General features: G+C 73.0%; 23 protein-coding genes and 1 riboswitch. Of the genes, 12 read left to right on the top strand and 11 right to left on the bottom strand.

Annotation, left to right across the window (positions count from 1 at the left end; genetic code table 11):
• Positions 1 to 11: 11 nt before the first annotated feature.
• From L6241_RS06745 to L6241_RS06715, 7 genes are all read right to left on the bottom strand, one after another.
• Positions 12 to 878 carry an ABC transporter permease gene (locus tag L6241_RS06745; RefSeq protein WP_368245479.1) on the bottom strand — a complete coding sequence of 289 codons (867 nt, stop codon included), beginning with the start codon at positions 876 to 878 and terminating at the stop codon, positions 12 to 14.
• Positions 878 to 1,723, bottom strand: a complete 846-nt coding sequence (locus L6241_RS06740) for an ABC transporter ATP-binding protein (RefSeq protein WP_123093491.1) — start codon at positions 1,721 to 1,723, stop codon at positions 878 to 880. Before L6241_RS06740 ends, L6241_RS06745 begins: the two co-directional genes overlap by 1 nt.
• Positions 1,720 to 2,763 carry an ABC transporter substrate-binding protein gene (locus L6241_RS06735; RefSeq protein ID WP_368245606.1) on the bottom strand — a complete coding sequence of 348 codons (1,044 nt, stop codon included), beginning with the start codon at positions 2,761 to 2,763 and terminating at the stop codon, positions 1,720 to 1,722. Before L6241_RS06735 ends, L6241_RS06740 begins: the two co-directional genes overlap by 4 nt.
• A complete protein-coding gene (ssuE, locus tag L6241_RS06730; protein WP_368245478.1) occupies positions 2,760 to 3,341 on the bottom strand; it encodes an NADPH-dependent FMN reductase in 582 nt (193 codons plus the stop codon). The genes L6241_RS06735 and ssuE overlap by 4 nt, the downstream gene beginning before the upstream one ends.
• Before the next feature lie 170 nt (positions 3,342 to 3,511).
• Positions 3,512 to 3,616, bottom strand: coding sequence for a putative leader peptide (locus tag L6241_RS06725; protein WP_354588213.1), 105 nt, complete (start codon positions 3,614 to 3,616; stop codon positions 3,512 to 3,514).
• Between the two features lie 31 nt (positions 3,617 to 3,647).
• Positions 3,648 to 3,762, bottom strand: a riboswitch (SAM riboswitch).
• Positions 3,763 to 3,902: 140 nt separating this feature from the next.
• On the bottom strand, positions 3,903 to 5,588 hold the full coding sequence (locus L6241_RS06720; protein WP_229299724.1) for a sodium:alanine symporter family protein: 1,686 nt from the start codon (positions 5,586 to 5,588) through the stop codon (positions 3,903 to 3,905).
• A gap of 102 nt (positions 5,589 to 5,690) precedes the next feature.
• A complete protein-coding gene (locus L6241_RS06715) occupies positions 5,691 to 7,016 on the bottom strand; it encodes an MATE family efflux transporter (protein ID WP_368245477.1) in 1,326 nt (441 codons plus the stop codon).
• Between the two features lie 313 nt (positions 7,017 to 7,329).
• On the opposite strand from L6241_RS06715, the gene L6241_RS06710 reads away from it, so the two are divergent.
• From L6241_RS06710 to L6241_RS06685, 6 genes are read left to right on the top strand one after another with little or no spacing between them, the layout of a single operon-like run.
• Positions 7,330 to 8,322, top strand: a complete 993-nt coding sequence (locus L6241_RS06710; protein ID WP_123093486.1) for a MoxR family ATPase — start codon at positions 7,330 to 7,332, stop codon at positions 8,320 to 8,322.
• Between the two features lie 17 nt (positions 8,323 to 8,339).
• Positions 8,340 to 9,221 carry a DUF58 domain-containing protein gene (locus L6241_RS06705; protein ID WP_068270743.1) on the top strand — a complete coding sequence of 294 codons (882 nt, stop codon included), beginning with the start codon at positions 8,340 to 8,342 and terminating at the stop codon, positions 9,219 to 9,221.
• Positions 9,211 to 9,681, top strand: a complete 471-nt coding sequence (locus tag L6241_RS06700) for a hypothetical protein (RefSeq protein WP_368245476.1) — start codon at positions 9,211 to 9,213, stop codon at positions 9,679 to 9,681. Before L6241_RS06705 ends, L6241_RS06700 begins: the two co-directional genes overlap by 11 nt.
• Complete coding sequence (locus L6241_RS06695; RefSeq protein WP_368245475.1) at positions 9,672 to 10,652, top strand: VWA domain-containing protein; 981 nt, start codon at positions 9,672 to 9,674, stop codon at positions 10,650 to 10,652. The genes L6241_RS06700 and L6241_RS06695 overlap by 10 nt, the downstream gene beginning before the upstream one ends.
• Positions 10,649 to 11,644 (top strand): VWA domain-containing protein, encoded by a 996-nt coding sequence (locus L6241_RS06690; protein ID WP_083968254.1) that lies wholly within the window; start codon positions 10,649 to 10,651, stop codon positions 11,642 to 11,644. The genes L6241_RS06695 and L6241_RS06690 overlap by 4 nt, the downstream gene beginning before the upstream one ends.
• Positions 11,641 to 12,378: a hypothetical protein gene (locus L6241_RS06685; RefSeq protein WP_368245474.1), complete on the top strand. Its 738-nt coding sequence runs from the start codon at positions 11,641 to 11,643 to the stop codon at positions 12,376 to 12,378. Before L6241_RS06690 ends, L6241_RS06685 begins: the two co-directional genes overlap by 4 nt.
• Before the next feature lie 20 nt (positions 12,379 to 12,398).
• Here L6241_RS06685 and efeB read toward each other — a convergent pair whose 3' ends face one another.
• The 4 genes from efeB to L6241_RS06665 form a co-directional block, all read right to left on the bottom strand.
• Entirely contained in the window at positions 12,399 to 13,670 is a 1,272-nt protein-coding gene (gene efeB, locus L6241_RS06680) for an iron uptake transporter deferrochelatase/peroxidase subunit (RefSeq protein WP_368245473.1), read from the bottom strand.
• A 14-nt stretch (positions 13,671 to 13,684) separates the two neighbouring features.
• Positions 13,685 to 14,821, bottom strand: coding sequence for an iron uptake system protein EfeO (efeO, locus tag L6241_RS06675; RefSeq protein WP_368245472.1), 1,137 nt, complete (start codon positions 14,819 to 14,821; stop codon positions 13,685 to 13,687).
• A 59-nt stretch (positions 14,822 to 14,880) separates the two neighbouring features.
• Entirely contained in the window at positions 14,881 to 15,726 is an 846-nt protein-coding gene (gene efeU, locus L6241_RS06670) for an iron uptake transporter permease EfeU (protein ID WP_368245471.1), read from the bottom strand.
• 424 nt (positions 15,727 to 16,150) lie between these two features.
• The gene (locus L6241_RS06665; RefSeq protein WP_368245470.1) at positions 16,151 to 16,891 is read right to left on the bottom strand and encodes a GntR family transcriptional regulator; all 741 of its coding nucleotides are present in this window, start codon (positions 16,889 to 16,891) and stop codon (positions 16,151 to 16,153) included.
• A gap of 134 nt (positions 16,892 to 17,025) precedes the next feature.
• On the opposite strand from L6241_RS06665, the gene L6241_RS06660 reads away from it, so the two are divergent.
• Genes L6241_RS06660 through iolD form a run of 6 tightly spaced genes read left to right on the top strand, consistent with a single transcriptional unit; the run spans position 17,026 to position 23,739 of the window.
• Entirely contained in the window at positions 17,026 to 18,069 is a 1,044-nt protein-coding gene (locus L6241_RS06660; RefSeq protein WP_368245469.1) for a Gfo/Idh/MocA family oxidoreductase, read from the top strand.
• 8 nt (positions 18,070 to 18,077) lie between these two features.
• Entirely contained in the window at positions 18,078 to 18,974 is an 897-nt protein-coding gene (locus L6241_RS06655; RefSeq protein ID WP_368245468.1) for a TIM barrel protein, read from the top strand.
• A 7-nt stretch (positions 18,975 to 18,981) separates the two neighbouring features.
• On the top strand, positions 18,982 to 19,947 hold the full coding sequence (iolC, locus tag L6241_RS06650) for a 5-dehydro-2-deoxygluconokinase (RefSeq protein WP_368245467.1): 966 nt from the start codon (positions 18,982 to 18,984) through the stop codon (positions 19,945 to 19,947).
• The gene (locus L6241_RS06645) at positions 19,944 to 20,846 is read left to right on the top strand and encodes a class I fructose-bisphosphate aldolase (protein ID WP_201468079.1); all 903 of its coding nucleotides are present in this window, start codon (positions 19,944 to 19,946) and stop codon (positions 20,844 to 20,846) included. The genes iolC and L6241_RS06645 overlap by 4 nt, the downstream gene beginning before the upstream one ends.
• The gene (gene iolB / locus L6241_RS06640) at positions 20,843 to 21,802 is read left to right on the top strand and encodes a 5-deoxy-glucuronate isomerase (protein ID WP_368245466.1); all 960 of its coding nucleotides are present in this window, start codon (positions 20,843 to 20,845) and stop codon (positions 21,800 to 21,802) included. Before L6241_RS06645 ends, iolB begins: the two co-directional genes overlap by 4 nt.
• Complete coding sequence (gene iolD, locus L6241_RS06635) at positions 21,799 to 23,739, top strand: 3D-(3,5/4)-trihydroxycyclohexane-1,2-dione acylhydrolase (decyclizing) (protein ID WP_368245465.1); 1,941 nt, start codon at positions 21,799 to 21,801, stop codon at positions 23,737 to 23,739. The genes iolB and iolD overlap by 4 nt, the downstream gene beginning before the upstream one ends.
• The last annotated feature ends 23 nt before the right edge of the window (positions 23,740 to 23,762 follow it).

The raw sequence follows: 23,762 nt of genomic DNA, 5'->3' as shown, positions 1-23,762 counted from the left end.
GAAGGGGGAGGTCAGCTGCCCTGGGGGGCGACGCGCCACCGCGAGAAGCGGCGCTCGAGGCGCACCAGCGCGGTGTTGACGACGAGCCCGAAGACGGAGACGGTGAGGATGCCGGCGTACATCTGCGGGATCTGGAAGCTGCTCTGCGCGTTGACGATGAGGTAGCCCAGTCCCGCCTTCGCCCCGACCATCTCGGCGGCGATGAGCACGAGGATCGAGGCCGTGCCGGCCATCCGGATGCCGGTGAAGATCGTCGGCACGGCCGAGGGCAGGACGACCTTGGCGAAGAGCTGGAGGTTGGACAGGCCGAGGGTGCGCGCGGCCCGCACGAGGAGAGGGTCGACGGTGCGCACGCCCGCCACCGTGTTGAGCAGCACGGGGAAGAAGGCCGCGTAGGCGACGACCGAGACCTTGCTCAGCTCGCCGATGCCGAGGAGCAGGGTGAAGACCGGCAGCAGCGCGAGCGCGGCGGTGTTGCGGAAGAGCTCGAGCAGGGGGGTGAGCAGCTCGCGCAGGCCCTCGTACCAGGCGACCGCGATGCCGACGGTGACGCCGACGACCACCGCGAGCCCGAAGCCGATCGCCGAGCGGGTCAGGCTCGCCGTGAGGTGCTCCTGGAGCTGGCCGGTCCGCACGAGGTCCCACAGCGCCTCGAGCACGACGTGCAGCGGCGGGAGGAAGACCGCCCGGCTCGACTCGAGGAGGTACTGGGGACCGAGCTCCCAGAGCAGGAGGAAGGCCACGACGGCGGCAGAGCGTCGGATGCCCGTGCGGCCGATGCCGGCCGCCCGACCTGCCGCTGACGGCGCCCGGGGCACCGGGGCGACCGCGGGGGCGTCGTCCGTCGTCGTGGGGGTGGTCAGGGTCGCGGTGCTCATCAGGCCGCCCTCTCGGTGCCGTCGGGCTGGATCTTGCGGTGGCCGGCGCGCTGGGCACGCTCGACCTCGTCGTGGAGCAGGCCCCAGATCTCGTGCCGGTAGGCGACGAAGGCGGGGTCGGAACGCAGGTCGACGGCGCCGGCCCGGTCGCCGAGGTCGACGTCGACGACCTCGGTGAGACGCCCGGGACGTGAGGAGAGGACGGCGACCCGCTGGCCGAGGTAGACCGCCTCCTCGATGCCGTGGGTGATGAAGACCGCGGTCGTGCCGGTGGTTCGCCAGATCCGCAGCAGCTCGTCCTGCAGCTGCTCGCGGGTCTGCGCGTCCAGGGCGGCGAAGGGCTCGTCCATGAGGAGGATCCCGGGCTCGTAGGCCAGGCTCCGGGCGATGGCCACCCGCTGCTTCATCCCCCCGGACAGCTCGTGCGGGAGCCGGTCCTCGAAGCCGGAGAGCCCGACGAGGTCGAGGTGGTGACGAGCCCGCTCGGTGCGCTCGGCGCGGCTGATCGGCAGCTGCTCGAGCCCGAAGGTGACGTTGGCCAGCGCGGTGCGCCATGGGAAGAGGGCGTACTGCTGGAAGACGATGCCTCGGTCCAGGCCCGGACCGGTGACCTCCTCGCCGTCGACGAGGACGCTGCCGCTCGTCGGCGTGCTCAGACCGCCGAGCAGGTCGAGCAGGGTCGTCTTGCCCGACCCGCTCGGGCCGACGAGGGTGAGGAACTCGCCGGCGGGCACGGTGAGGCTGATGTCGTCGAGCGCCCGCAGGACGCTCGCGCGGGGCTGCTCCTTCGTGGGCCGCACGACGAACTCCTTCGTCACGTGGCGCAGCTCGATGCTCGAGGTCACGACGACCCCTCCTTCGCGAGGTCGTTGTACTCGTTGGTGTAGATCTGCGAGGGGTCGAGCTCGCCCGCCGCGACGATGCCGCTGCTCTCCAGCCAGTCCGACCACTGGGTGAAGTCGGTGTCGCTGATGACCCCGCCGCGGGCGGGGATGCCCGTGCTCTTCCAGTACCGCAGGGTGGCGGTCGTCTCGTTGCGGTCGCGCGCCTCGACGATCTGGGTGAAGCGGGCGATGACGTCGGCGCGGGGCGTCGTGCGGGCCCACTCGATGGCCTTGGCGACCCCGGTCGTCAGCTCTCGGGTGGCCTGGGGGTGCTGCGCGATGAAGTCGTCGCGCAGCACGTACTGCCCGCCGTTGATCGGTCCGACGACCTCGGTGTCGCGGAAGAGCTCACGGATGTCGCCCTGGGCCTTCGCGTGGTCCTGGAAGATCCCGCCGAGCGCACCGGCGTCGACCTGCCCGCGTCGGACGGCCTCCTCGGTGTCGTTGGGCGGCAGGACGATGAGCTGGACCTGGTCGATCTCGCTCTGCGACAGCCCGGACGTCGTCAGCCACGTGTCGATCGCCGCCTCTGCGTGGGCGCCCAGCGTGTTGACCGCGATCTTCTTGCCGACGAGGTCACGGGGCCGGCGGATGGCGCTGTCCTTGCGGACGTAGACCCCCTGGTAGGACTTCGCGTCCGAGCCGTAGTAGTTGACGACGGCGGTGATCGGGGAGCCCGCCTCGACGAGCTTGACGATGGCGCCCGAGAAGGCGCCGCCGATGTCGGTCTGGCCGGTCGCGACGGACTGGATGTCCTGCGGGCCGCTGGTCGTCGCGCCGACGTACTCGAGCTGGACGCGATCGAGGTAGCCGAGGTCGTCGGCGAGCTCGGGCCAGGTGACGGCGTTGGCGCTGCCCTGGTAGCGCACGGTCGTGTGCGCCCCCTCCTCCTGCGACTGCGCGTCGCTCGTGGGCAGGGCGCAGCCGGTGGCCAGGCTCGTCGTCAGGGCGAGGAGCGCGCCGGCGGACAGGACGGAGCGGCGGGTCGTGGTGCGCATCAGGCCACCCGCTCCACGCCGTGCGCGCGGTCGGCGGCTGCGACGAGCGATCGCCCGGCGACGCCGTCGAGGAAGACCCGGGTGACCTCGCGAAGGGGGGCGGCGGCGGACTCGTCGAGGAGGATCTCACCGCCGTCGAGCAGGTGCACCTCGTCGGCCCGCACGAACCACCCGGGGGTGATCGCGCTCGGCGCCAGGCTGGCCAGCACCGGCCGCAGCGCGTAGTCGACGGACAGGACGTGCGCGGGGCTGCCTCCGGTGGCCACGGGCAGGACGACCTTGCCGCGCAGCGCGTCCTGGGGCAGCAGGTCGAGGAAGGTCTTGAGCAGACCGCTGTAGGCCGCCTTGTAGACCGGGGTGCTCACGACGACGGCGTCGGCGCTCGCGATCGTCGCGACCGCGGCGGCGACGTCGGGGTGGGCGGTGTCGGCTCGCAGGAGCGGCCCGGCGGGCAGGTCGCGCAGGACGACGGGCAGGGTGAGGTGGCCGGCGCGCTGGACCCAGCGCGAGAGGTGGGTGAGCACGCCGTCGGTGCGCGATGTCGTCGACGGACTGCTCGAGATGGTGGCGACGAGAGCCATGGGGATGCCTTCCTGGGCATGGGGGGTCGTCGGACGTCGGCGGGTGCCGGACGGCCGTGGTGCGGTGAGGGTGGGGCGACCCAGGGGCGCTGGGTCAGGGGTGACGGGCACGCCACGCTGACCGGGCCGCGGGGCGACCGGTCGGTGGTGGGGGTGCTACGTCTGCTGCGTCAGCGGCGACAGAGCGCGCTGCTGACGCGGAGCAGGTCGACGTGCCGTCGCTCGACGTGCCGGCAGCTGCGCCGGCCCGTGGTGCGGGTCGTGTCGGTGCTCATGTGGTGCCCGTCCTCGTCTCGAGGCCGTGGGGCCTCGCGCTTGCCCCTGCCAGTCGGCAGGGGCCAGGTCCTCACCCGGAGCACCCCACTGCGAGATGGAGGGTTGCTGTCCAGCGAGCCGGGGCTTGGCGCTGGAGCTCATGACCTGCGAGGAACCTAGCGCGCGGTCAAGTCCTATCGCAACAGTAGGGATTGGTGTCTCGCATCTCGGACCGCCTACGGACGCAGGACGACCCGCCGGCGGTGTGCCGGCGGGTCGTCCTCGTCATGACGTGGGTCGGGCGTGTCAGTCCTCGTCGGCCCGGGCCCCGCCGCGGGCGCGCTCCTCCATGCTCAGCCCACTGTCGTGAGCCGAGTCGGTGCGCATCTGGGGCAGGTCGCCGGTGTTGCCCTGCTCCTCGCGGATGGCGCTCAGCTCGGCCTCGTCGGCGGCGCCGAGCTCGTAGAGACGTCCGCTGCGCCAGTCGGCCAGGTAGTCGCGCATCTCGCTCTTGAGCTCGGGCAGGAGGAAGTACAGCCCGAGGAGGTTGATGAAGCCGCACATGAAGAGGAAGGCGTCGGTGAGGGTGAGCACCGAGCCGAAGGTGAGCACCGTGCCGATGACCGTGAAGGAGACGAAGATCAGCTTGTAGGTGAGCAGGCTCGGCCGCGACGGGCCGAAGAAGTACTCCCAGGCCTTCTCGCCGTAGTAGCTCCACGTGATGAGCGTGGAGAAGGCGAAGAGCGCCACCATGACGGCGAGGATCACCGGGAACTGCGGCAGGAAGGTGGCGAAGGCGTCGCTGGTGAGGAGCACGCCGTCGGGCGCGCCGCCACCCGCCTTGACCTGGTCGATGCCCTCGCGCCACGACGGCGGGTTCGCGATGACGATGGTCAGGGCGGTCATCGTGCACACGATGACCGTGTCGATGAAGGGCTCGAGGAGGGCGACGAAGCCCTCGGAGACGGGGCGGGTGGTCTTCACGGCCGAGTGCGCGATCGGGGCCGAGCCCAGACCGGCCTCGTTGGAGAAGGCCGCGCGCTGGAAGCCGACGATGAGGACGCCGACGAGGCCGCCGAGCCCGGCCTCCGGGGTGAAGGCGCCGCTGACGATGTCGCCGAGGGCGCCGGGGACCTGGCTGATGTTCGAGCCGATGACGAGCAGGCACGCCGCGACGTAGCCGATGCCCATGACCGGGACGAGCTTCGAGGTCACCGCGGCGATCGAGGTGATGCCGCCGAGGATCACCGCGCCGATGAGCGCGGCCAGGGCCAGGCCGAAGACGAGCGCGGACCCGTCGGAGCCGAGGAAGCCGTCGGCGCCACCGGTCACCTCGCGAGCCTGGGCGAAGGTCTGGTTGGCCTGGAACATGTTGCCGCCGCCGACCCCGAAGAAGAAGATCGCGATGGCGAAGGCGCCGGTCATGATCGCGGCGGGGACCCGGCCGAACCGGCCGTACGCGACCGGCAGGTACTTGAAGGGGCCGCCGGAGATCGAGCCGTCGGGGTTGACGGTGCGGTACTTCACGCCGAGCGTGCACTCCGCGAACTTCGTCGCCATGCCGAGCAGACCGCAGACGACCATCCAGAAGGTCGCACCCGCCCCACCGAGGGCGAGAGCCGCGCCGACGCCGGCGATGTTGCCGAGGCCGACGGTGCCGGACAGCGCGGAGGACAGGGCCTGGAAGTGCGTGATCTCACCGGGGTCGTCCGGGCGCGAGAACTTGCCGCGGACCACCTCGAGCGACAGCCGCGCGCCGCGCACCTGCACGACGCCGAGGTAGGCCGTGATGATGACGCCCGCGGCGACGAGCCAGAGGACGACGAGGGGCAGCTCGGAGCCCCCGGGGAGGGGTACGGCGTAGAAGACGACGGAGGACAACCAGTCGGCGAAGGGGCCGACGACGTCGTTGACCGCCTCCTCGAATCCTCGCAGGCCACCGCTGTCAGCGGCAGGGACGGGCAGGACGGACGACGCTTGTGGCGGGGTCATGCCGATCCACGCAACCGCAGTCGTGGCGGCAGATCAACGGGTGAGACCGAGACGTTGTCCGGCTGTGACCCGCGGTGCCGGACGTGCCGCGACCGTGGGCGGTCAGCGGCGGGCGCCGGTGACGAGCCAGGCGTCGCTGCGCAGACGCCACCACAACGTCGCCCAGCGCACGAGCATGAAGCCGCTGAAGGCGACCCAGAGGACGACCATCGCCGAGGTCGCCGTGTGCCCCTGGCCCAGGTGGCGGGCGAGCAGGACGAGCGGCACGTAGGCGAGCAGGACGACCGTCGAGGCCCCGGCGAGCCAGCGCCCGTCGCCGGCCCCGATGAGGATCCCGTCGGCGGTGAAGACGAGGCCGGCGAGCGGCTGGTCGATCGCGACGACGAGCAGGCCCGAGGCGATGGCGGCGCGCACCCCGGCGTCCGTCGTGAAGAGGGCGGGGAGCACCTGGTGCCCGGCAAGGACGAGCAGCCCGAGGACGACGCCGGTCCACCAGCCCCACCGCATCATGATCGCGCTCGCGTCGCGGACCGCCCGGCGGTCGCCGGCCCCGAGGGCCTGACCGGTGAGGGCCTGGGCGGCGATGGCGATCGCGTCGAGGGCGAAGGCGAGGGCTGACCAGATCGTCATCGTCACCTGGTGCGCCGCGAGGGGCACGTCGCCGAAGCTCGCGGCGGTCCACACGGTGAGGAGGAGGATGGCGCGCAGCGCGAGCGTGCGCACGAGCAGCGGCACCCCCTCGACGGCCGACCGGAGCACCCGGGCGACGTGCGGCCGGGGGGACGCGTCATGCGCACGTCCGTGGCGGGCGACGACGGTGACGAGCGCTAGAGCCATGCCCGCCTGGGCGACGACCGTGCCCCAGGCGGACCCCGCGATGCCCATGCCCAGCCCGTGGACGAGGACGACGTTGAGCACGGCGTTGACGGTGAAACCCACCCCGGCGACGACGAGCGGTGTGCGGGTGTCGAGAAGCCCACGCAGGATGCCCGTGGCCGCGAGGACGACGAGCATCGCCGGGAGCCCGAGCGCGCTGATGCGCAGGTAGGTCTCGCCCTGGAGGAGCACCTCTGGCGAGCCCCCGACGGCGGCGACGAGCGGGTGGGCGAAGACCGCGGTGACGACCGCCGCGAGGGCGCCGATGACGAGCGCGAGCCACACCCCGGACCAGCCGCTCTCGATGGCGTCGCGGTGCAGCCCGGCGCCGACCTGGCGCGAGACCGCCGCGGTCGTGCCGTAGGCGAGGAAGACGAAGACGCCGGCCATCGTCAGCAGCACGGCGCTCGCCGCCCCGAGACCGGCGAGCGACACGACGCCGAGCCGGCCGACGACGGCGGAGTCGACGAGCAGGAAGAGCGGCTCGGCGACAAGGGCGAGGAATGCTGGCACGGCCAGGGAGAGGATCTGGCGGGCTCCGACGGTGCTCATCGGGGGACAGTCTCCCCCTTCGCCCCGGTCGCCCAGCGCGTGGTCTCGCGGAAATGCGCAAACCGGCGCCCGCCGAAGTTACCCCGGCGTACTCTGCAGACGCAGCACTCGCCGGGGGGAGATCGGCGGTGCCGCACGGGACCCTCTTCGCCCCTGAAGAAGGGGGAGGCGCGCCGGGACCACCCGTGGTCCCGGCGCTGTCTCGTCCCGGCGCGCGGGTACCGCTCCCCATGGGGGACACCGGTGCTGGGCCATACGATGGCCGCGTCGAGCCGGGGCACGGGTCCCGGAGCAGAGCCACGAAGGGGGCGCCATGACGGCTGCCGCGAGGATCACCACGGACCAGGTCAGCCGGGCCCGGGACCTGGTCAAGGCGGTGGACCGCGGCTTCGAGTCCAAGGTCGTCGGCCAGCGCCGGCTGCGCGAGAGCCTCCTCATCGGTCTGCTCACCGGCGGTCACGTCCTGCTCGAGTCCGTGCCCGGTCTGGCCAAGACGACTGCGGCGCACGCGCTCGCGACGGCGATCGGCGGCTCCTTCAAGCGCATCCAGTGCACCCCCGACCTCCTGCCGAGCGACATCGTCGGCACGCAGATCTACGACGCGAGCCAGGGCGCCTTCGTCACCCAGCTCGGGCCGGTGCACGCGAACTTCGTCCTGCTCGACGAGATCAACCGCTCCTCGGCCAAGACCCAGTCGGCGATGCTCGAGGCGATGCAGGAGCGCCAGACCTCGATCGGCGGCAAGGTCTACAAGGTCCCCGAGCCCTTCCTCGTCCTGGCCACCCAGAACCCCATCGAGCAGGAGGGCACCTACCAGCTGCCCGAGGCCCAGCTCGACCGCTTCATGCTCAAGGACCTGCTCGACTACCCCTCGCCCGGCGAGGAGGCCGAGGTCGTGCGGCGCATCGACTCGGGCATCTTCGAGCGGCCCAACCAGGCGATGATCGACATCGCCGACGCCCGCGAGCTGCAGCGCATCGCCGGCTCGGTCTACCTCGACAAGGCCGTCCTCGACTACATCACCTTCATCGTCGCGGCGACGCGGCGGGCGCGCGACGTGCTGCCCCCCGAGCTCGCCCGCTACGTCGAGATCGGCGCCTCGCCGCGTGCGTCCATCGCCTTCGCCAAGGCCGCCCGGGCGAGCGCCCTGCTCCAGGGCCGGGACCACGTCATCCCCGAGGACGTGCGCCACCTCGCGCACCGCGTGCTGCGCCACCGCGTGCTCCTCACCTACGAGGCCACCGCCGACGACGTGCGGGTCGAGACGATCATCGACGCCGTCGTGCGCTCCGTGCGCACCCCGTAGGGCGCCCCGGCACCGACATGTCCTCACTCGTCCAGCAGGTCAAGGGACGGCTCTCGATCCACGTGCGCCGTCGCTCGCTCGCGCTCCTCGAGGGCGGGTACGCCTCGATCCACAAGGGTCGCTCGATGGACTTCGACGACCTGCGCGAGTACACCGCCGGCGACGACGTCCGCGACATCGACTGGCGGGCCTCGGCCCGGCACGGCTCGATGCTCATCAAGCGCTACGTCGCCGAGCGGCACTTCGGGCTCGTCCTCGTCGTGCCCGGCGGGCGTGAGATGGCCGCCGCGACGACCTCGGGGGAGAGCAAGCGCGACGTCGCGGTGCTCGCCGCCGGCGTCATCGGCTGGCTCGCGGTCCGCCACGGCGACGAGGTCGCGATGGTGAGCGGGCGGCCGGGGGCGATCCACCCCACCCGCGCCCGGGCCAGCGAGGGCCATCTCGAGCGCCTGCTCCAGGAGATGCTCGCCCGCAGCGGCGAGACGACGCCCTCGGGCGACCTCCCGGGGCTGCTCCACCACGTCGCCCGTCATGTCACGGGCCGCAAGATCGTCCTCGTCGTCGCCGACGACGGCGTGCACGCCGCCGAGGTCGAGGCGGTGCTGCGCACGCTGCGGCTGCGCCACGAGATCCTCTGGGTCACCGTCGCCGACCTCGACGTCGTCGGGGTCCCCGCCTCGACCCGGGTGCGCGACGTGAGCAGCGGTCGGACCCTGCCCGCGCTGCTCGAGCTCGCGCCGGAGATCGGGGCGGTCTACGCCGAGCAGGAACGGGTGCGCCGCGCCGAGCTCGAGACGACCTTCCGCCGGGTCGACGTCGGCGAGGTCCGGGTCGGCTCGCGCGACGAGGTCGTCCCCGCCGTCATCGGCCTGCTCGAGCGGAGGCGTCGTGGACGCTGACCCGAGCTTCCTGCCCCCGGGCAGCTACGGCGTCGTGTGGCCGCTCCTCGGCGGGCTGCTCCTGCTGCTCCTGCTCGTGTGGGCCGGGGTCGTGTGGCTCATGACGCGGCCCCCGCAGGACGAGAGCCACGCGCCCCTGCCGCCGAGCGCGCTCGTGAAGCTGCGCGGCGAGACGCTCGCGCAGATCGACGAGGTCGAGCGCTCCGTGCGCGAGGGCGAGCGCACCGCGCGCGCCGGCCATCACGAGCTGTCGAAGGTCGTGCGCCGCTTCGTCGCCGACGTGAGCGGCCTGGACGCCGAGAAGATGACCGCCCGCGACCTGCGCAAGCGCGGGCCCGAGCACCTCGCGCGCCTCATCGCCGCGTACTACCCGAGCCAGTTCGGCGCCGCCGAGAGCGCCCCTCCGAGCATCGCCAAGGCCGCGAGCGCGGCCCGGGAGGTGGTCGGCGGATGGAGCTGACCTGGTGGTGGCTCGGGGTGCTCGTGCTCCTCGCCGCGGTGCTCGTCGCCGCGACGTCGTGGTGGCGTGCCCGCCAGGAGCGCGTCGGCGAGGTCGTCCTCGCGGCGCACACGCGACGGATGACCGACCTGCCCGTCTACCGGCGGGCCCTGACCCGGCTGCGCGGTCACCTGCTCGTGCTCACCGCGGTGCTGGCCCTCGTCTTCGTGCCGGCGGCCTGGGCCGCCTCGCGCCCGGCCGACGGCTACCTCGTCGAGCCGGAGAAGCGCAACCGCGACATCATGCTCTGCCTCGACGTCTCGGGCTCGATGTTCGTCACCGACCAGGCGATCCTGCGCTCCTTCGCCGACGTCGTGAAGGGCTTCGAGGGCGAGCGGATCGGTCTCGTCCTCTTCGACAGCCAGGCGGTCACCGCCTTCCCGCTCACCGACGACTACGACCTCGTGACCACCCAGCTCGAGGAGTACGCCAACGGCTTCTCCTCGATCGGCGGCGACGGGCTCGACCCGCAGGCCGGCACGTGGAACCCCAACAGCTCGGGCACCTCGCTCATCCCCGACGGGCTCGCGAGCTGCACCTACGGCTTCGACCGGCGCGAGGAGGACCGTCCCCGGGCGATCATCCTCGGCACCGACAACATGGTCGCCGGGCGGGGCGTGTACACGCAGGAAGAGGCCTTCCGCGCGGCGGAGGACCTCGGCGCGCGGGTCTACGCCATCGACCCCAACGACAGCGGCCGCGCCCACGAGGAGCTCGTCGACGCCACCGAGGGCACCGGCGGCAAGACCTACCCGCTCACCGACGAGGAGGCCGTCACGGGCATCACCGACGAGATCGAGCGGCTCGAGGCGGCCCGTCTGCCCGACACCAAGCCGCAGTTCCTGCGCACGGACAAGCCCCGCTGGCCGGTGCTCCTCCTCGTGCTCGGTCTCTTCGCGTACCTGCCCCTGGCCTGGAGGTGGCGTCGATGAACGGTCTCGGTCTGCACCCCGTCCTGCCCTGGCCGGTCGCGGTCCTGCTCGGGCTCGTGCTCGTCGGCCTGTGCGTCGCCGCCCTGCTCACCCGGCCCGCCCAGCGCCGTCGCTGGGCGCTGCGCACCGGGGCCGCCGCCGCCGTCGCGCTCGCCCTGCTCGGTCCCGGCGTCGCCGGCGCCCAGGCCCCCCAGGCGAGCCGGGCGATCAACGTGTGGTTCGTCGCCGACACGACGAGCTCGGCGATGGCGCGTGACTACCCGGGTGGCAAGCCGCGCCTCGACGGCTACCGCGAGGACATCCCGAAGATCGCCGAGGCGCTGCCCGGCGCGCGCTTCTCGCTCGTCACCTTCGACTCCTCGGCGCGGGCGACGATGCCCCTGACGACCGACACGAACGCCCTGCAGACGGCGGTCGACACGATGTCGCAGGAGATCACGCTCTACTCGGCGGGCTCCTCGATCACCGTCGCGGACGAGTACCTGCGCGGCGCGCTGACGAAGAGCAAGGAGCGCTACCCCGAGCGGGCCCGCGTCGTCTTCTACCTCGGCGACGGGGAGCAGACCAACGGCCAGGCCCCGACCCCCTTCGACCTCGGTGACCTCGTCGACGGCGGCGCGGTCCTCGGCTACGGCACGGCGAAGGGGGCACCGATGGCCAACCTCACCTCGATCGGCGAGAGCGACGGCGACATCACGACGACCGACGGCCAGACCGCGATCTCGAAGGCCAGCGAGGACGACCTGAAGAAGGTCGCCGAGCAGCTCGGGGTGCCCTACGTGCACCGCGAGGGCGGCGACATCGCGCCGGCGCTCGCCCAGGCCGAGCCGGGCGAGCTCGTCGAGGACGCCTCCGCGTCGACCCCGACCCACGTCTCGCTCGTGTGGGTGCTCGCCACCCTCGCCGCCGCGCTGCTCCTCGTCGACCTGTGGCTCGTGTCGCGCGACGTCTCGCGCATCACCCGGGCGGCCCGTGAGATGGAGGCGTCATGAGCACGGCACCGTGGGTGCGTCGTCGACGCCGGCTGCTCCTCGTCTCCGCGCTGCCCGTCCTGCTCGTGCTGCTCCTCGCGCTCAAGCTGCTCAGCCTGCCGGTGCTCACGAGCAGCGCCGGAGGGGCGCACGAGAGCGGCGACGGCGCGGGCGTGCGCACCGCGGGCGAGCGGCTCGGCGTCGTCGACATCGTGCAGCGCTGGCGCGCGCCGTACGTCGAGGGCACCGGGCGGGCGATGGAGGGCGACCTCGAGGGCGGGCGGCGCGACCTCGAGCTCGCGCTCGGGCGCACCGGCACCCCGCAGGACGACTGCACCGTGCGCACCAACCTCGTGCTGACGATCGAGCGCCAGTCCGACGCCGCGGGTGAGGCCGGCGACACCGAGGGCGAGAAGAAGATCGCCGAGGAGGCCCTCGCCCTCATCGAGGCCGGCCCGGAGGGCTGTCTCGACGGGTCCGCCGACGGCAACGGCGGCGAGGCCGGGCAGAAGCAGCAGGAGTCCAAGCAGCGCCTCGAGGAGAAGACCCAGCCCGAGGAGGGCGACGGCGAGGACGAGGAGAAGGACCCCTCGAAGGACGACTCCGAGGGCGAGGGCGAGGACCCCCAGAAGGACGAGAAGCAGAAGCAGCTCGAGGAGAAGAACAAGGCCGGGCAGGGCGACGCCGAGACGAAGAAGAAGATCGACGAGGCCGAGGAGAGCAACGGCGGGGACTACGCCGAGAAGCCCTGGTGACCCGCGCGGTGCGCTGAGGCTCAGTCGAGCAGCTGCGTGCCCCAGTCCTCCTCCGGCGCCAGCCCGGGCGGGACGACGAAGAGCGCGCTGCCCGTGTGCTCGATGTACTCGTTGAGCAGGTCTGCCCGCGCCAGCGCCCGCTGCATCGGCACGAACTGCCGGTGCGCGTCGCGGCAGAAGGCGACGAAGAAGAGGCCGGCGTCGAGGTGGCCCAGCCCGTCGGTGCCGTCGGTGAAGTTGTAGCCGCGGCGCAGGATGCGCACCCCGTCGAGGTTGTCGGCGTGCGCCAGCCGCACATGGGCGGCGACGTCGATCGCCGGGGCGCCGTCCGCCCCCTTCGCCGCGAAGTCCGGCTCGTCCATCTCGGCCGAGCGGCCGAGGGGCGCGCCGACCCCCTTGTCCCGGCCGATGACGGTCTGCTGCTCCTGCAGGTGGGTGCGGTCCCACACCTCGACGTGCATCCGGATCCGTCGGGCGACGAGGTAGGAGCCGCCCGCCAGCCACGCGGCCTCGCCCGGCACGTCCTGCGGGTCGATCCACACGTGCTCGGCGAGGGCCTGCGGGTCCTCGGCCTTGATGTTGGCCGTGCCGTCCTTGAAGCCGAAGAGGTTGCGCGGGGTGGCCTGGCTCGTCGACGTCGACGAGGTACGCCCGAAGCCGAGCTGGCTCCAGCGCACCGAGACGGTGCCGAAGCCGAGGCGCACGAGGTTGCGCACGGCGTGCACGGCGACCTGCGGGTCGTCTGCGCACGCCTGGATGCAGATGTCGCCGCCCGAGCGCGCCTCGTCGAGGTCGTCGCCGGCGAAGGGGGGCAGCTCGTGCAGCGCCTCCGGGCGGCGGTCCTCGATGCCGAGCCGCTCGAAGAGGCTCGGGCCGTAGCCGATGGTGATCGTCAGGCTCGACGGCGGCAGGTCCATCGCCTCGCCGGTGTCCTCGGGGACCTTCCACGGCCCGCCGCCGACCACGCCGCCGGGGGCGGCCTCGGCGCCGACCGTCATCCGCTCGGCGGCGCGGGTCCACGCGGTGAGCATCGCGCGCAGCTCGTCGACGTCGTCGGTCGTCACGTCGAGCGCGACGAAGTGCATGCGGTCCTGGGCGGCGGTGGTGATGCCGGCCTGGTGCTCGCCGCGGAATGGGACGACACCCTCCTCCGGGTCGGCCGCGGGAGCGGCCGGGGGAGCGCTCGCGTGCGCCGCCCGGGAGGTGCCGACCGCGAGACCGGTCGCGAGGACCGCGCCCGCGGCCGACCCGACGAGGGCGCGACGGCCCACCCCTTCGCCCGTGCTGCTCATCTCGTGCTCCCTGCTCACTGCCCGTCGGCGACGACGCCGGCGACCTTCGCGACGTCCTCGCTCAGCGCGTCGAGGGCGTCGGAGAGCTCCTTGACCTCGGCGTCGGACAGGTCGGTGTAGAGGGCCCAGCCGTCGGCGGTCGCGTGCTGCTGCAGGACGGTGTCGAGGGCCTTGGTCTTCTTGTCGATGGAGGTGACGAGGTCGGCGTCGGCCTTCTTGAGGTACGGGCGCAGGCTGCTGATCGCCGACTTGCTGCCCTCGAAGTTCGCGGCGAAGTCGTAGAGGTCGGTGTGGCTGTACCGCTCCTCCTCGCCGGTGATCTTGCCGGTGGCCATCTCGTCGAGGAGAGCCTTGGAGCCGTTGGCGAGCTGGAGTGGGTCGAGCTCGACGGCCTTGGCCTTCGTCACGAGCTCGGCGACATCGCTCTTCAGCTGGTCGGCGATCGCGTCGGAGTCGTCCTGGAGGCCGGTCTTCCACAGGTCGCGCTCGAGGCGGTGGTAGCCGGTGAACTTCATGCCCTCGTCGAGGACGTCGGCGCGCCCGTCGATCTTCGGGTCGAGGTCGCCGAAGGACTCGGCGACGGGCTCGATGCGCTCCCAGTACGAGCGGGCGGTCGGGTAGAGGCGCTTGGCCTGGGCGACGTCGCCCTTCTTCACGGCGGCGACGAACTTGCCGGTCTCGGTCTCGAAGGCGTCGGCCTGGCTCGCGACGTAGCGCTCGTAGCCGTCGGTGGCGGCGACGAGCTGCTCGTCCTGCGACTTCGGGGCAGCAGAGGCGCCGGTGATGGTGAAGTCCGAGCGGATGCCGGCCCCGACCATGCCCGGCTTGCACGCGGTGACGTAGGTGCCCGGCTCGGAGACGTTGACGTGGAAGGTGCGGCTGAGGCCGGGGGCGATGTTCTCGACCTCGCCGACGATGCGGTCGCCCTCGGCGTAGACGTAGAACTCGTTGACCTTCGAGCCGGTGTTCTTCACCTCGAACTCGACGGTGCCGGCCGGTGCCTCGGCCCGGGCGAGCGAGCACTCGGTGTCGCTGGCGGTGACGGCGATCGGGCCGCCGCCCGCGCTCGCGTCCTTCGCGTCCCCGCCGCAGGCGGCGAGGGCGAGGGCCGCGGACAGGCCGAGGGCGGTGGTGGTGACGGTGCGGCGCATCGGGGTCCTTCGGGTCATGACGGTGCGGGTCGAGGTGGGTGGTGCGGGTGTGACTCTGGTCAGGCGGACTGCGCGGCCGCGGGACGCGGGGCGCTGCTCACGCCGCTGGTGGGGCGCAGGAAGAGGGGCAGGACGATCGCGACGTACGCGGTCCAGGCGATGGCCTGCAGCCAGGTCGTCGCGGGGGTGAAGTTGAAGAAGCCCTTGAGCAGGGTGCCGAGCCAGCCGTCGGGGGCGATGACGTCCGAGACGTCGAAGGCGAGGGCGTTGAGGCCGGGCAGGAAGCCGGCCTCCTGCAGGTCGTGGATACCGTAGGCGAGGATCCCGGCGGCGACGACGACGAGGAAGACGCCGGTCCAGCGGAAGAAGACGGAGAGGTTGATCCGGATCGCGCCGCGGTAGATGAGCACGCCGAGCGCGACGGCGGAGAGCAGGCCGATCGCCCATCCGACGAGGGGCTGGTAGGTGCCCGCACCGGCGGCCTCGGTCGTCGCGTAGAAGAAGATCGCGGTCTCCAGGCCCTCGCGGCCGACGCCGAGGAAGCCGACGAGCGCGATCGCGAGCGGGCCGAGGTCGAGGGCGCGGTCGAGACGGCCCTTGAGCTCGCCGGAGATCGTCCGGGCGGCCGTGCGCATCCAGAAGACCATGACGGTGACGAAGCCGACCGCGAGGATCGAGGCGCTGCCACCGATGAGCTCCTGGGTCTCGAAGCTCAGCTGGCGGGTGCCGAAGGTGAGGACCGCGCCGAGGACGACGGACAGCACGACCGCGGTCGCGACGCCGGCCCAGACCCACTTCATCGCCCAGGTCCGGCCGGTCTTGGCGAGGAAGGCGATGAGGATGACGACGACGAGCGCGGCCTCGAGGCCTTCGCGCAGGCCGATGAGGGCGTTGCTGACGAGCATGGTGGTCTCTCTCGACGTACTCAGGACGACCTACCAACTTAGGTCAACCTTAGTAAGCACCCGCGGGGGCTCGCCCGTCAAGTGAGTCCCCCACCGCGGGACGCGCGTTGACCGCGGGGAGGGCACGGTCGGGTGATCTCGAGGCTCGGGCGCGGGGCGCCCTTCGCACCTCGACCAGCGAGAGGCCCTTGGTGGTTGAGGTGCGAGCGCCAGCGAGCCTCGAGACCACCTCCCTCGCCGCACTCGGCAGGACCTGACGTCGATCCGTGCGCCTGGCACGCGACATACCCCGTGCCAGGTGCACATATCGCCGTCAGGCCGATCCCCTTCGGTGGTCTCGAGGCTCGGGCGCTGAGCGCCCGTCGCACCTCGACCAGCCAGAGCGGCGCCCTTCACACCTCGGCCGGCGAAGGCGGCGAGGGGGTCAGCGCTCGTCGACCATGAGGTCGATCGTGTAGTCCTCGGCGCGGTAGGCGTGCTCGCCGAGCTCGATGGCGGTGCCGCCGGCGTCGAAGGCGACGCGGGTCATCGTGAGGACGGGCTGGCCGGCGCGCATGTGCAGCGCCTTGCGCTCGGCGGCGGTGGGCATCCGGGCGCCGATCGACTGGCGGGCCACGCTCGGGCGCACGCCCCGGCCGCGCAGCGCCGCGTACAGCCCCGCCCGCTCGAGCTCGTCGCGGCCGATCTCGCCCGAGCTCGGGGGCAGCCAGTTCTGCAGCAGGGCGAGCGGCTCGTCGCCGGCGAAGCGCACGCGGGTGAGCGAGAGCACCTCGGTCTCGGGCGGCAGGTCGAGCATCGCGGCAGCGCGAGGGTCGACGGTGCGCTCGAGGTCGAGCACCTCGGTGCGCGGCGAGCGGCCGGCCGCGTCGAGATCGTCCCACAGCGAGGACAGGACGGCCTCGCGGTGCACCTTGCGGTTGGCGACGTGCGTGCCGAGCCCGCGCCGACGCACGAGCAGACCGCGGTCGACCATCTCCTGGATCGCGCGCCGGATCGTCGGTCGCGACACGGAGAGCCGCGTGGCCAGGGCGATCTCCTTCTCGAAGGCGTCGCCCGATTCGAGCCGCCCGTCGTGGATCGCCGCGCTCAGCTGCTCGGCGATCTGGTGGTAGAGCGGCACCGGTGAGTCCCGGTCGAGGGCGACGTCGAGCTCGGTGGCGGCCATGAGACGGATGATAGCGACCTGGCGAATGACATCCCGACGTCAGAATGTCCTGACAAATGCTTGACAGGTCTGCGCGGATCCGGCCAGAGTTGACCCCGCGAGGGCCGACGGGGCCCGACGGACGTCACGAAGGAGTGGCCGGGGTGCGGATCGGCTGTGTCGGGCTCGGACGGATCGGGACCTCCCACGTGCAGACGCTGCGCGCGGTCCCGGGGGTGAGCGAGGTCGTCGTCGCCGACGTCGACGGCGCCCGAGCCGAAGGTCTGACCTCCCCGGCAGCCGAGGGGCTCGCCGCGGTGAGCGCCGTGCCCGTCGAGGCGCTCCTCACCGCCGACCTCGACGGTCTCGTCGTCACCACCGGCTCGGCCGCCCACGGCACGTGGGTGCGTGCGGCCGTCGACGCCGGGCTGCCGACCTTCTGCGAGAAGCCGCTCGCGACGAGCCTCACCGAGATCCTCGAGGTCGCCGAGCACGTCCGCCGCAGCGGGGTCCCCGTCCACGTCGGCTTCCAGCGGCGCTTCGACGCCGGCTACCGCGCGGCGGCCGAGGCCGTGCGCTCCGGCGAGCTCGGCTTCGTCCACACCTTGCGCGGCGTCGCGAGCGACATGCTCCCCCCGGCCGCGGAGTTCATCCCCGGCAGCGGCGGCATCTTCCGCGACTGCCTCGTGCACGACGCCGACGTCATCCGCTTCGTCACCGGCCGTGAGGTCGTGAGCGTGTACGCGGTCGGCGGCACGAAGGGGGCGGACTTCTTCCCCGCCGCGGGCGACGTCGACACCGGGGCCGCCCTGCTCACCCTCGACGACGGCACCATCGCGATGCTCACGACGAGCCGTTACAACGGCCAGGGCCAGGACGTGCGCCTCGAGGTGCACGGTGAGCACGGCACCGTCGCCGTCGGGCTCGACGACTCCCTCGCCCTGCGCAGTGTCGAGCCGGGCGCGAGCCAGCCGGCCGGCCCGGTCCACACCGACTTCTACTCCCGCTTCCGCCCCGCCTTCGCCGACGAGCTCGCCGGCTTCGTCGCGATGGTGGGCGGGTCCCCTTCGCCCTGCACCGTCGACGACGCCCTCGAGGCCTCGCGCGTCGTCGAGGCCTGCGACCTCTCCCGCCACGAGGGCCGCCCCGTCCTCATGAGCGAGATCCCCTCCGCCCTGCCCGCCCCCGCCACCTCGTGAGGACGACCATGACCACCCCCGTGCCCGACCGCATCGCCGCCGCCCCCATCTCGTGGGGGGTGTGCGAGGTCCCCGGATGGGGCTGGCAGCACCAGCCGCCGACCGTCCTGGCGCAGATGCGCGAGCTGGGCATCAGCGCCACCGAGTTCGGCCCCGACGGCTTCCTCCCCGACGCCCCGCAGGCCAAGGCCGACACCCTCGCGGGCTACGGCCTGGCCGCGGTCGGGCAGTTCGTCCCCGTCGTCCTGCACGACCCGGCCCACGACCCGCTGCCGGTCGTCGAGAGCGCGATGGAGGGCCTCGTCGCGGCGTCCGCGAGCACCGTCGTCATCGCCGCGGCGACCGGGGTCGACGGCTACGACGACCGCCCGGCGCTCGACGAGCTCGGCTGGAGCACCCTGCTCGCCAACCTCGACCGGATCGACGACGCCGCCCGCGCGCACGGCCTCGTCGCGACGATCCACCCCCACGTCGGCACGATGGTCGAGTCCGGCGAGGAGACCCAGCGGGTCCTCGACGGCTCGCGGATCGGGCTGTGCCTCGACACCGGCCACCTCCTCATCGGCGGCGGTGACCCGGTCGCGGTCGCCACCGAGCACCCCGGCAGGATCGCCCACATGCACCTCAAGGACGTCGACCTCGCCTGGGCCCGCAAGGTCCAGGCCGGCGACGCGACGTACACCGAGGCGGTCGCCGCCGGGATGTACGTGCCGCTCGGCGCCGGCGACGTCGACATCGCCGCGATCGTCACCGCCCTCGAGGCCGACGGATACCAGGGCTGGTACGTCCTCGAGCAGGACACGATCCTCACCGGGGACCCTGCCGACGGCGGCGAGGGTCCCGACCCGGTCGCCGACGTGCGCGCCTCGGTCGCCCACCTGCTCTCCGTCGCGAAGGGGGCGTGAGCGCGCCGTGGTCTTCGACGTCGTCGCCATCGGCCGCACCGGGGTCGACATCTACCCCCTCGACCACGGGGTCGGGCTGGAGGAGGTGCGCACCTTCGAGAAGTTCCTCGGCGGCAGCGCGACGAACGTCGCCGTCGCCGCGGCCCGCCACGGCCACGACGTCGCCCTCGTCAGCAAGGTCGGCCCGGACGCCTTCGGCCGCTTCGTGCGCGCCGAGGCAGCCCGGCTCGGCGTCGACGCCCGCTACGTCAGCACCCTCGACGGGGAGCCCGGCCGGGTGCCGCCGACGCCGGTGACCTTCTGCGAGGTGCACCCGCCGGACGACTTCCCGCTCTCCTTCTACCGCTACCCGACCGCCCCCGACCTCATGATCGAGCCCGACGAGCTGCCGCTCGAGGCGATCCGCGAGGCGAAGATCTTCTGGGCCACCGTCACCGGGCTGTCGCAGGAGCCCTCGCGCGCCGCGCACCACGCGGCGCTCGCGGCCCGCGACGGCCGCCGCCCGAGCGTGCTCGACCTCGACTACCGCCCGATGTTCTGGGAGGACCCGCGGGACGCGGGCGTCGAGATCGCCCGTGCGCTCGAGCACGTGAGCGTGGCCGTCGGCAACCGAGAGGAGTGCGAGGTGGCGGTCGGCGAGAGCGACCCGCACCGCGCGGCCGACGCGCTCCTCGAGCGCGGTCTCGAGCTCGCCGTCGTCAAGCAGGGCCCGAAGGGGGTCCTCGCGGCCACCCGTGACGAGCGCGTCGAGGTCCCCACCCACCCCGTCGACGTCGTCAACGGCCTCGGGGCCGGCGACGCCTTCGGCGGTGCGCTGTGCCACGGGCTGCTCCTCGGCTGGGAGCTCGAGCGCGTCCTGCGCTTCGCCAACGTCGCGGGTGCGATCGTCGCCTCACGGCTCGAGTGCTCGACCGCCATGCCCACCGAGGACGAGGTCCTCGCCGCGCTGCAGACCCAGGAGGTGGCCCGATGACGACGAGCGAGCGCGTCGGCCTCGGCCCCGCCCAGATCACCGACCTGCGGGTCACCGACCCCGGCCTCGTCGCGCGGATGTGGGCGGGGCGCCGGCGCCGCCCGCTCGTCGGCGAGGACGGGCGGATGCTCGTCGTCGCGGCCGATCACCCCGCCCGCGGTGCCCTCGGCGTGCGCGGCGACGCGATGGCCATGGGCAGCCGCAGCGACCTGCTCGAGCGCCTCGCGACCGCTCTCTCGCGCCCCGGCGTCGACGGCGTCCTCGGCACGCCCGACGTCCTCGACGACCTGCTGCTCATGGGCGCGCTCGACGACAAGGTCGTCATCGGCTCGATGAACCGCGGCGGTCTGCAGGGCTCGGTCTTCGAGCTCGACGACCGCTTCACCGGCTACACCGCCGACGAGATCGCCGCGCGCGGCCTCGACGGCGGCAAGATGCTCACGCGGATCGCCCTCGACGACCCCGGCACGGTCGCCACCCTCGAGGCGAGCGCGCAGGCCGTCACCGAGCTCGCCCGGCACGAGGTCATGGCCATGGTCGAGCCCTTCCTCTCCCGGCGCCGCGACGGCAAGGTCGAGAACCTCCTCGACCCCGACAGCACGATCCGCTCGATCCACGTCGCCTCCGGCCTCGGCGCGAGCAGCGCGTACACCTGGCTCAAGCTCCCGGTCGTCGACGACCTCGAGCGGGTCATGGACGCGACGACGATGCCGACCCTCCTGCTCGGCGGGGACCCGAAGGGGGACCCCCAGGACAGCTACGACGCGTGGGGCCGCTCGCTCGGGCTGCCCTCGGTGCGCGGTCTCGTCGTCGGGCGCGCCCTGCTCTACCCGCCGGACGGCGACGTCGGCGCGGCCGTCGACATCGCGGCCGGCCTCGTGCACGGGGGCGCGCGGTGAGCGCCCCGCGCACCGGCGCCGACAACGACCGGTGGTTCCACCCCTTCGCCGCCGGTGAGCCCTGGGCGGTCGAGATCACCGACGCCGTCGACGGCTGGCAGCACACGTCGCTGCGCGTGGCCACGCTGCCCGCGGGCGGCGAGGTGGGCCACGACCTCGATGGCGAGGAGGTCGTCGTCGTGCCGCTCGCCGGGGCGGTCGACGTCGTCGTCGACGGCCAGACCCTCGGCCTGCGCGGTCGGGCGAGCGTCTTCGCCGGTCCGAGCGACGTCGCCTACGTGCCCGCAGGACGCTCCCTGCTCCTGCGTGCCGGTGCCGAGGGCGCCCGTGTCGCCGTCTGCGGCGCGCGGGTCACCGACCCCGCCGGCGGCGGACGGACCCCTCGGGTCGTCACGGCCGACGAGACACCCGTCGAGCTGCGCGGCGCCGGCAGCTGCAGCCGCGAGGTGCGCGGTCACGGCATGCCCGACACCCTGCCCGAGGCGGAGCAGATCCTCGTCTGCGAGGTCGTCACGCCGGCCGCGGGGTGGTCGTCCTACCCGCCGCACAAGCACGACAGCGACCGCCCCGGCGAGGAGAGCGTGCTCGAGGAGATCTACTACTTCGAGACCCAGGCCGTCGGCGACGCCGACGCCGGGAGGGCGCCCGTCACCCGGGGCACCGAGCGCGGCGACGGCCTCGACCCGGTCGGCTACCAGCAGGTCTACGGCACCGACGAGCGTGCGATCGACGTGCTCGTCGAGGTGAGCACCGGCGACGTCGTCCTCGTGCCATACGGCTGGCACGGCCCGGCGATGGCCGCGCCCGACGCCGACCTGTACTACCTCAACGTCATGGCCGGTCCCGGCGCCGAGCGGGCCTGGCTCATCTGCGACGACCCCGCGCACGGCCAGGTCCGCGAGAGCTGGACCGGGCAGCGCGTCGACCCCCGACTGCCGATGGGAGCCACCCGATGAGCCAGACCGTCCGTCTCACCGTCGCCCAGGCGGTCGTGCGATTCCTCGCCGCCCAGCGCAGCGAGCGCGACGGCGAGCAGCAGCGCCTCCTCGAGGGCTGCCTGGGCATCTTCGGGCACGGCAACGTCGCGGGTCTGGGCCAGGCCCTGCTCCAGGACGAGCTCGCCGCGACGCAGGCGGGGGAGCGGCCCGGTCTGCCCTACGTCCTCGCCCGCAACGAGCAGGCGATGGTGCACACCGCCGTCGCCTTCGCCAAGCAGCGCGACCGGCTGCAGACCTGGGCGTGCACCGCCTCCGTCGGCCCCGGCAGCACGAACATGCTCACCGGCGCCGCGCTCGCGACGATCAACCGGCTGCCCGTGCTGCTCCTGCCGTCCTCGACCTTCGCCACCCGCTCGGCCGGACCGCTCCTGCAGGAGCTCGAGCACCCGGTGAGCGCCGACGTCACCGTCAACGACGCCTTCCGACCGCTCTCGCGCTTCTACGACGAGGTGCGCCGCCCCGAGCAGCTGACCGCGATCCTGCTCCAGGCGATGCGCGTGCTCACCGACCCCGCCGACACCGGCGCCGTGACGATCTCGCTGCCCCAGGACGTGCAGGCGCAGGCCCACGACTGGCCGGTCGAGCTCTTCGACGAGCGGGTCTGGCACGTGCGCCGGCCCCCGGCCGAGCCCGCGGCGATCGCCCGCGCCGCGCAGGTCATCCGCTCCGCGCGGCGGCCCATGGTCGTCGCCGGCGGCGGCGTGCACTACTCCCGTGCCGAGGAGGCCCTCGCCGCGCTGTGCGCGGCCACGGGGATGCCCGTCGGCGAGACCCAGGCGGGCAAGGGCTCGCTGCTGCACGGCGACCCCCGGCTGCTCGGCGCCGTCGGGTCGACCGGCACGACCGCGGCCAACGCGGTCGCCGCGCAGGCCGACGTCGTCATCGGCGTCGGCACACGGTGGCAGGACTTCACGACGGCCTCGCGGACCGCCTTCGCCGCCGAGGGGGTGCGCTTCGTCAACCTCAACGTCGCCCCGGTCGACGCGGTGAAGCACTCCGGCGTCATGGTCGTCGGGGACGCCCGCGAGTCCCTCGTCGCGCTCGCGCAGGCCCTCGAGGGCTGGTCGGTCGAGGACGGCTACCGCGAGGAGCAGGAGCGGCTCTGGTCGAGCTGGGACGCCGAGGTCGAGGCCGCCCACCACCCGTCCGCCGAGGTCACCGCCGCCCTCGCGCCCGGTCTGCTCACCCAGGGCGAGGTCCTCGGGCTCGTCAACGAGCTGAGCGACCCGCGCGACGTCGTCCTGTGCGCCGCCGGCTCGATGCCCGGCGACCTCCACAAGTCGTGGCGCGTGCGCGACCGACGCGGGTACCACGTCGAGTACGGCTACTCCTGCATGGGCTACGAGGTGCCCGCCGCCATCGGCGTGCGCCTGGCCGACGAGACCCGCGACGTCTTCGCGATGGTCGGCGACGGCGGCTACCTCATGATGCCGACCGAGCTCGTCACCGCCGTGCAGGAGCGGGTCAAGGTCGTCGTCGTCCTCGTGCAGAACCACGGCTTCCACTCCATCGGCTCGCTCTCGCAGTCGCTCGGCAGCCAGCGCTTCGGCACCTCCTACCGCGCCCGGGGGGCGGACGGGCGTCTCGACGGGCAGACCCTGCCCGTCGACCTCGCCGCCAACGCCCGCTCCCTCGGCGCCCACGTCGTCGAGGTGGAGGACCGTGACGGCCTCGTCGCCGCGATCCACGAGGCGAAGGGGTGGCCCGCCGACGGCGGTCCCTTCGTCATCCACGTCCAGACCGACCCGCTCGTCCACGGCCCCGACTCCGCGTCGTGGTGGGACGTGCCGGTGAGCGAGGTCTCCGAGCTCACCTCGACCCGCGAGGCGTTCGACGCATATCGCGAGCGCAAGACCGGCCAACGGGCCTACCTTCGACCCGGCGACCCGCAGTAGCACCACCCTCACCGTGATGGAAA

This window comes from Janibacter sp. Y6 (assembly GCF_040900765.1).
Lineage (GTDB): Bacteria > Actinomycetota > Actinomycetes > Actinomycetales > Dermatophilaceae > Marihabitans > Marihabitans melonis.
The sequence above is the reverse complement of the archived record's forward strand: the minus strand, read 5'-3'. Positions and strand labels throughout refer to the sequence as shown.

Bases quoted from the DNA above. Each gene is read 5' to 3' on its own strand.
- L6241_RS06685 (WP_368245474.1), top strand. From the start codon at position 11,641: ATGAGCACGGCACCGTGGGTGCGTCGTCGACGCCGGCTGCTCCTCGTC.
- efeU (WP_368245471.1), bottom strand. From the start codon at position 15,726: ATGCTCGTCAGCAACGCCCTCATCGGCCTGCGCGAAGGCCTCGAGGCC.
- L6241_RS06690 (WP_083968254.1), top strand. From the start codon at position 10,649: ATGAACGGTCTCGGTCTGCACCCCGTCCTGCCCTGGCCGGTCGCGGTC.
- efeO (WP_368245472.1), bottom strand. From the start codon at position 14,821: ATGCGCCGCACCGTCACCACCACCGCCCTCGGCCTGTCCGCGGCCCTC.
- L6241_RS06705 (WP_068270743.1), top strand. From the start codon at position 8,340: ATGTCCTCACTCGTCCAGCAGGTCAAGGGACGGCTCTCGATCCACGTG.
- L6241_RS06720 (WP_229299724.1), bottom strand. From the start codon at position 5,588: ATGACCCCGCCACAAGCGTCGTCCGTCCTGCCCGTCCCTGCCGCTGAC.
- efeB (WP_368245473.1), bottom strand. From the start codon at position 13,670: ATGAGCAGCACGGGCGAAGGGGTGGGCCGTCGCGCCCTCGTCGGGTCG.
- L6241_RS06710 (WP_123093486.1), top strand. From the start codon at position 7,330: ATGACGGCTGCCGCGAGGATCACCACGGACCAGGTCAGCCGGGCCCGG.
- L6241_RS06715 (WP_368245477.1), bottom strand. From the start codon at position 7,016: ATGAGCACCGTCGGAGCCCGCCAGATCCTCTCCCTGGCCGTGCCAGCA.
- L6241_RS06665 (WP_368245470.1), bottom strand. From the start codon at position 16,891: ATGGCCGCCACCGAGCTCGACGTCGCCCTCGACCGGGACTCACCGGTG.
- L6241_RS06745 (WP_368245479.1), bottom strand. From the start codon at position 878: ATGAGCACCGCGACCCTGACCACCCCCACGACGACGGACGACGCCCCC.
- L6241_RS06695 (WP_368245475.1), top strand. From the start codon at position 9,672: ATGGAGCTGACCTGGTGGTGGCTCGGGGTGCTCGTGCTCCTCGCCGCG.
- L6241_RS06725 (WP_354588213.1), bottom strand. From the start codon at position 3,616: ATGAGCACCGACACGACCCGCACCACGGGCCGGCGCAGCTGCCGGCAC.
- L6241_RS06645 (WP_201468079.1), top strand. From the start codon at position 19,944: ATGACGACGAGCGAGCGCGTCGGCCTCGGCCCCGCCCAGATCACCGAC.
- ssuE (WP_368245478.1), bottom strand. From the start codon at position 3,341: ATGGCTCTCGTCGCCACCATCTCGAGCAGTCCGTCGACGACATCGCGC.
- iolD (WP_368245465.1), top strand. From the start codon at position 21,799: ATGAGCCAGACCGTCCGTCTCACCGTCGCCCAGGCGGTCGTGCGATTC.
- L6241_RS06655 (WP_368245468.1), top strand. From the start codon at position 18,078: ATGACCACCCCCGTGCCCGACCGCATCGCCGCCGCCCCCATCTCGTGG.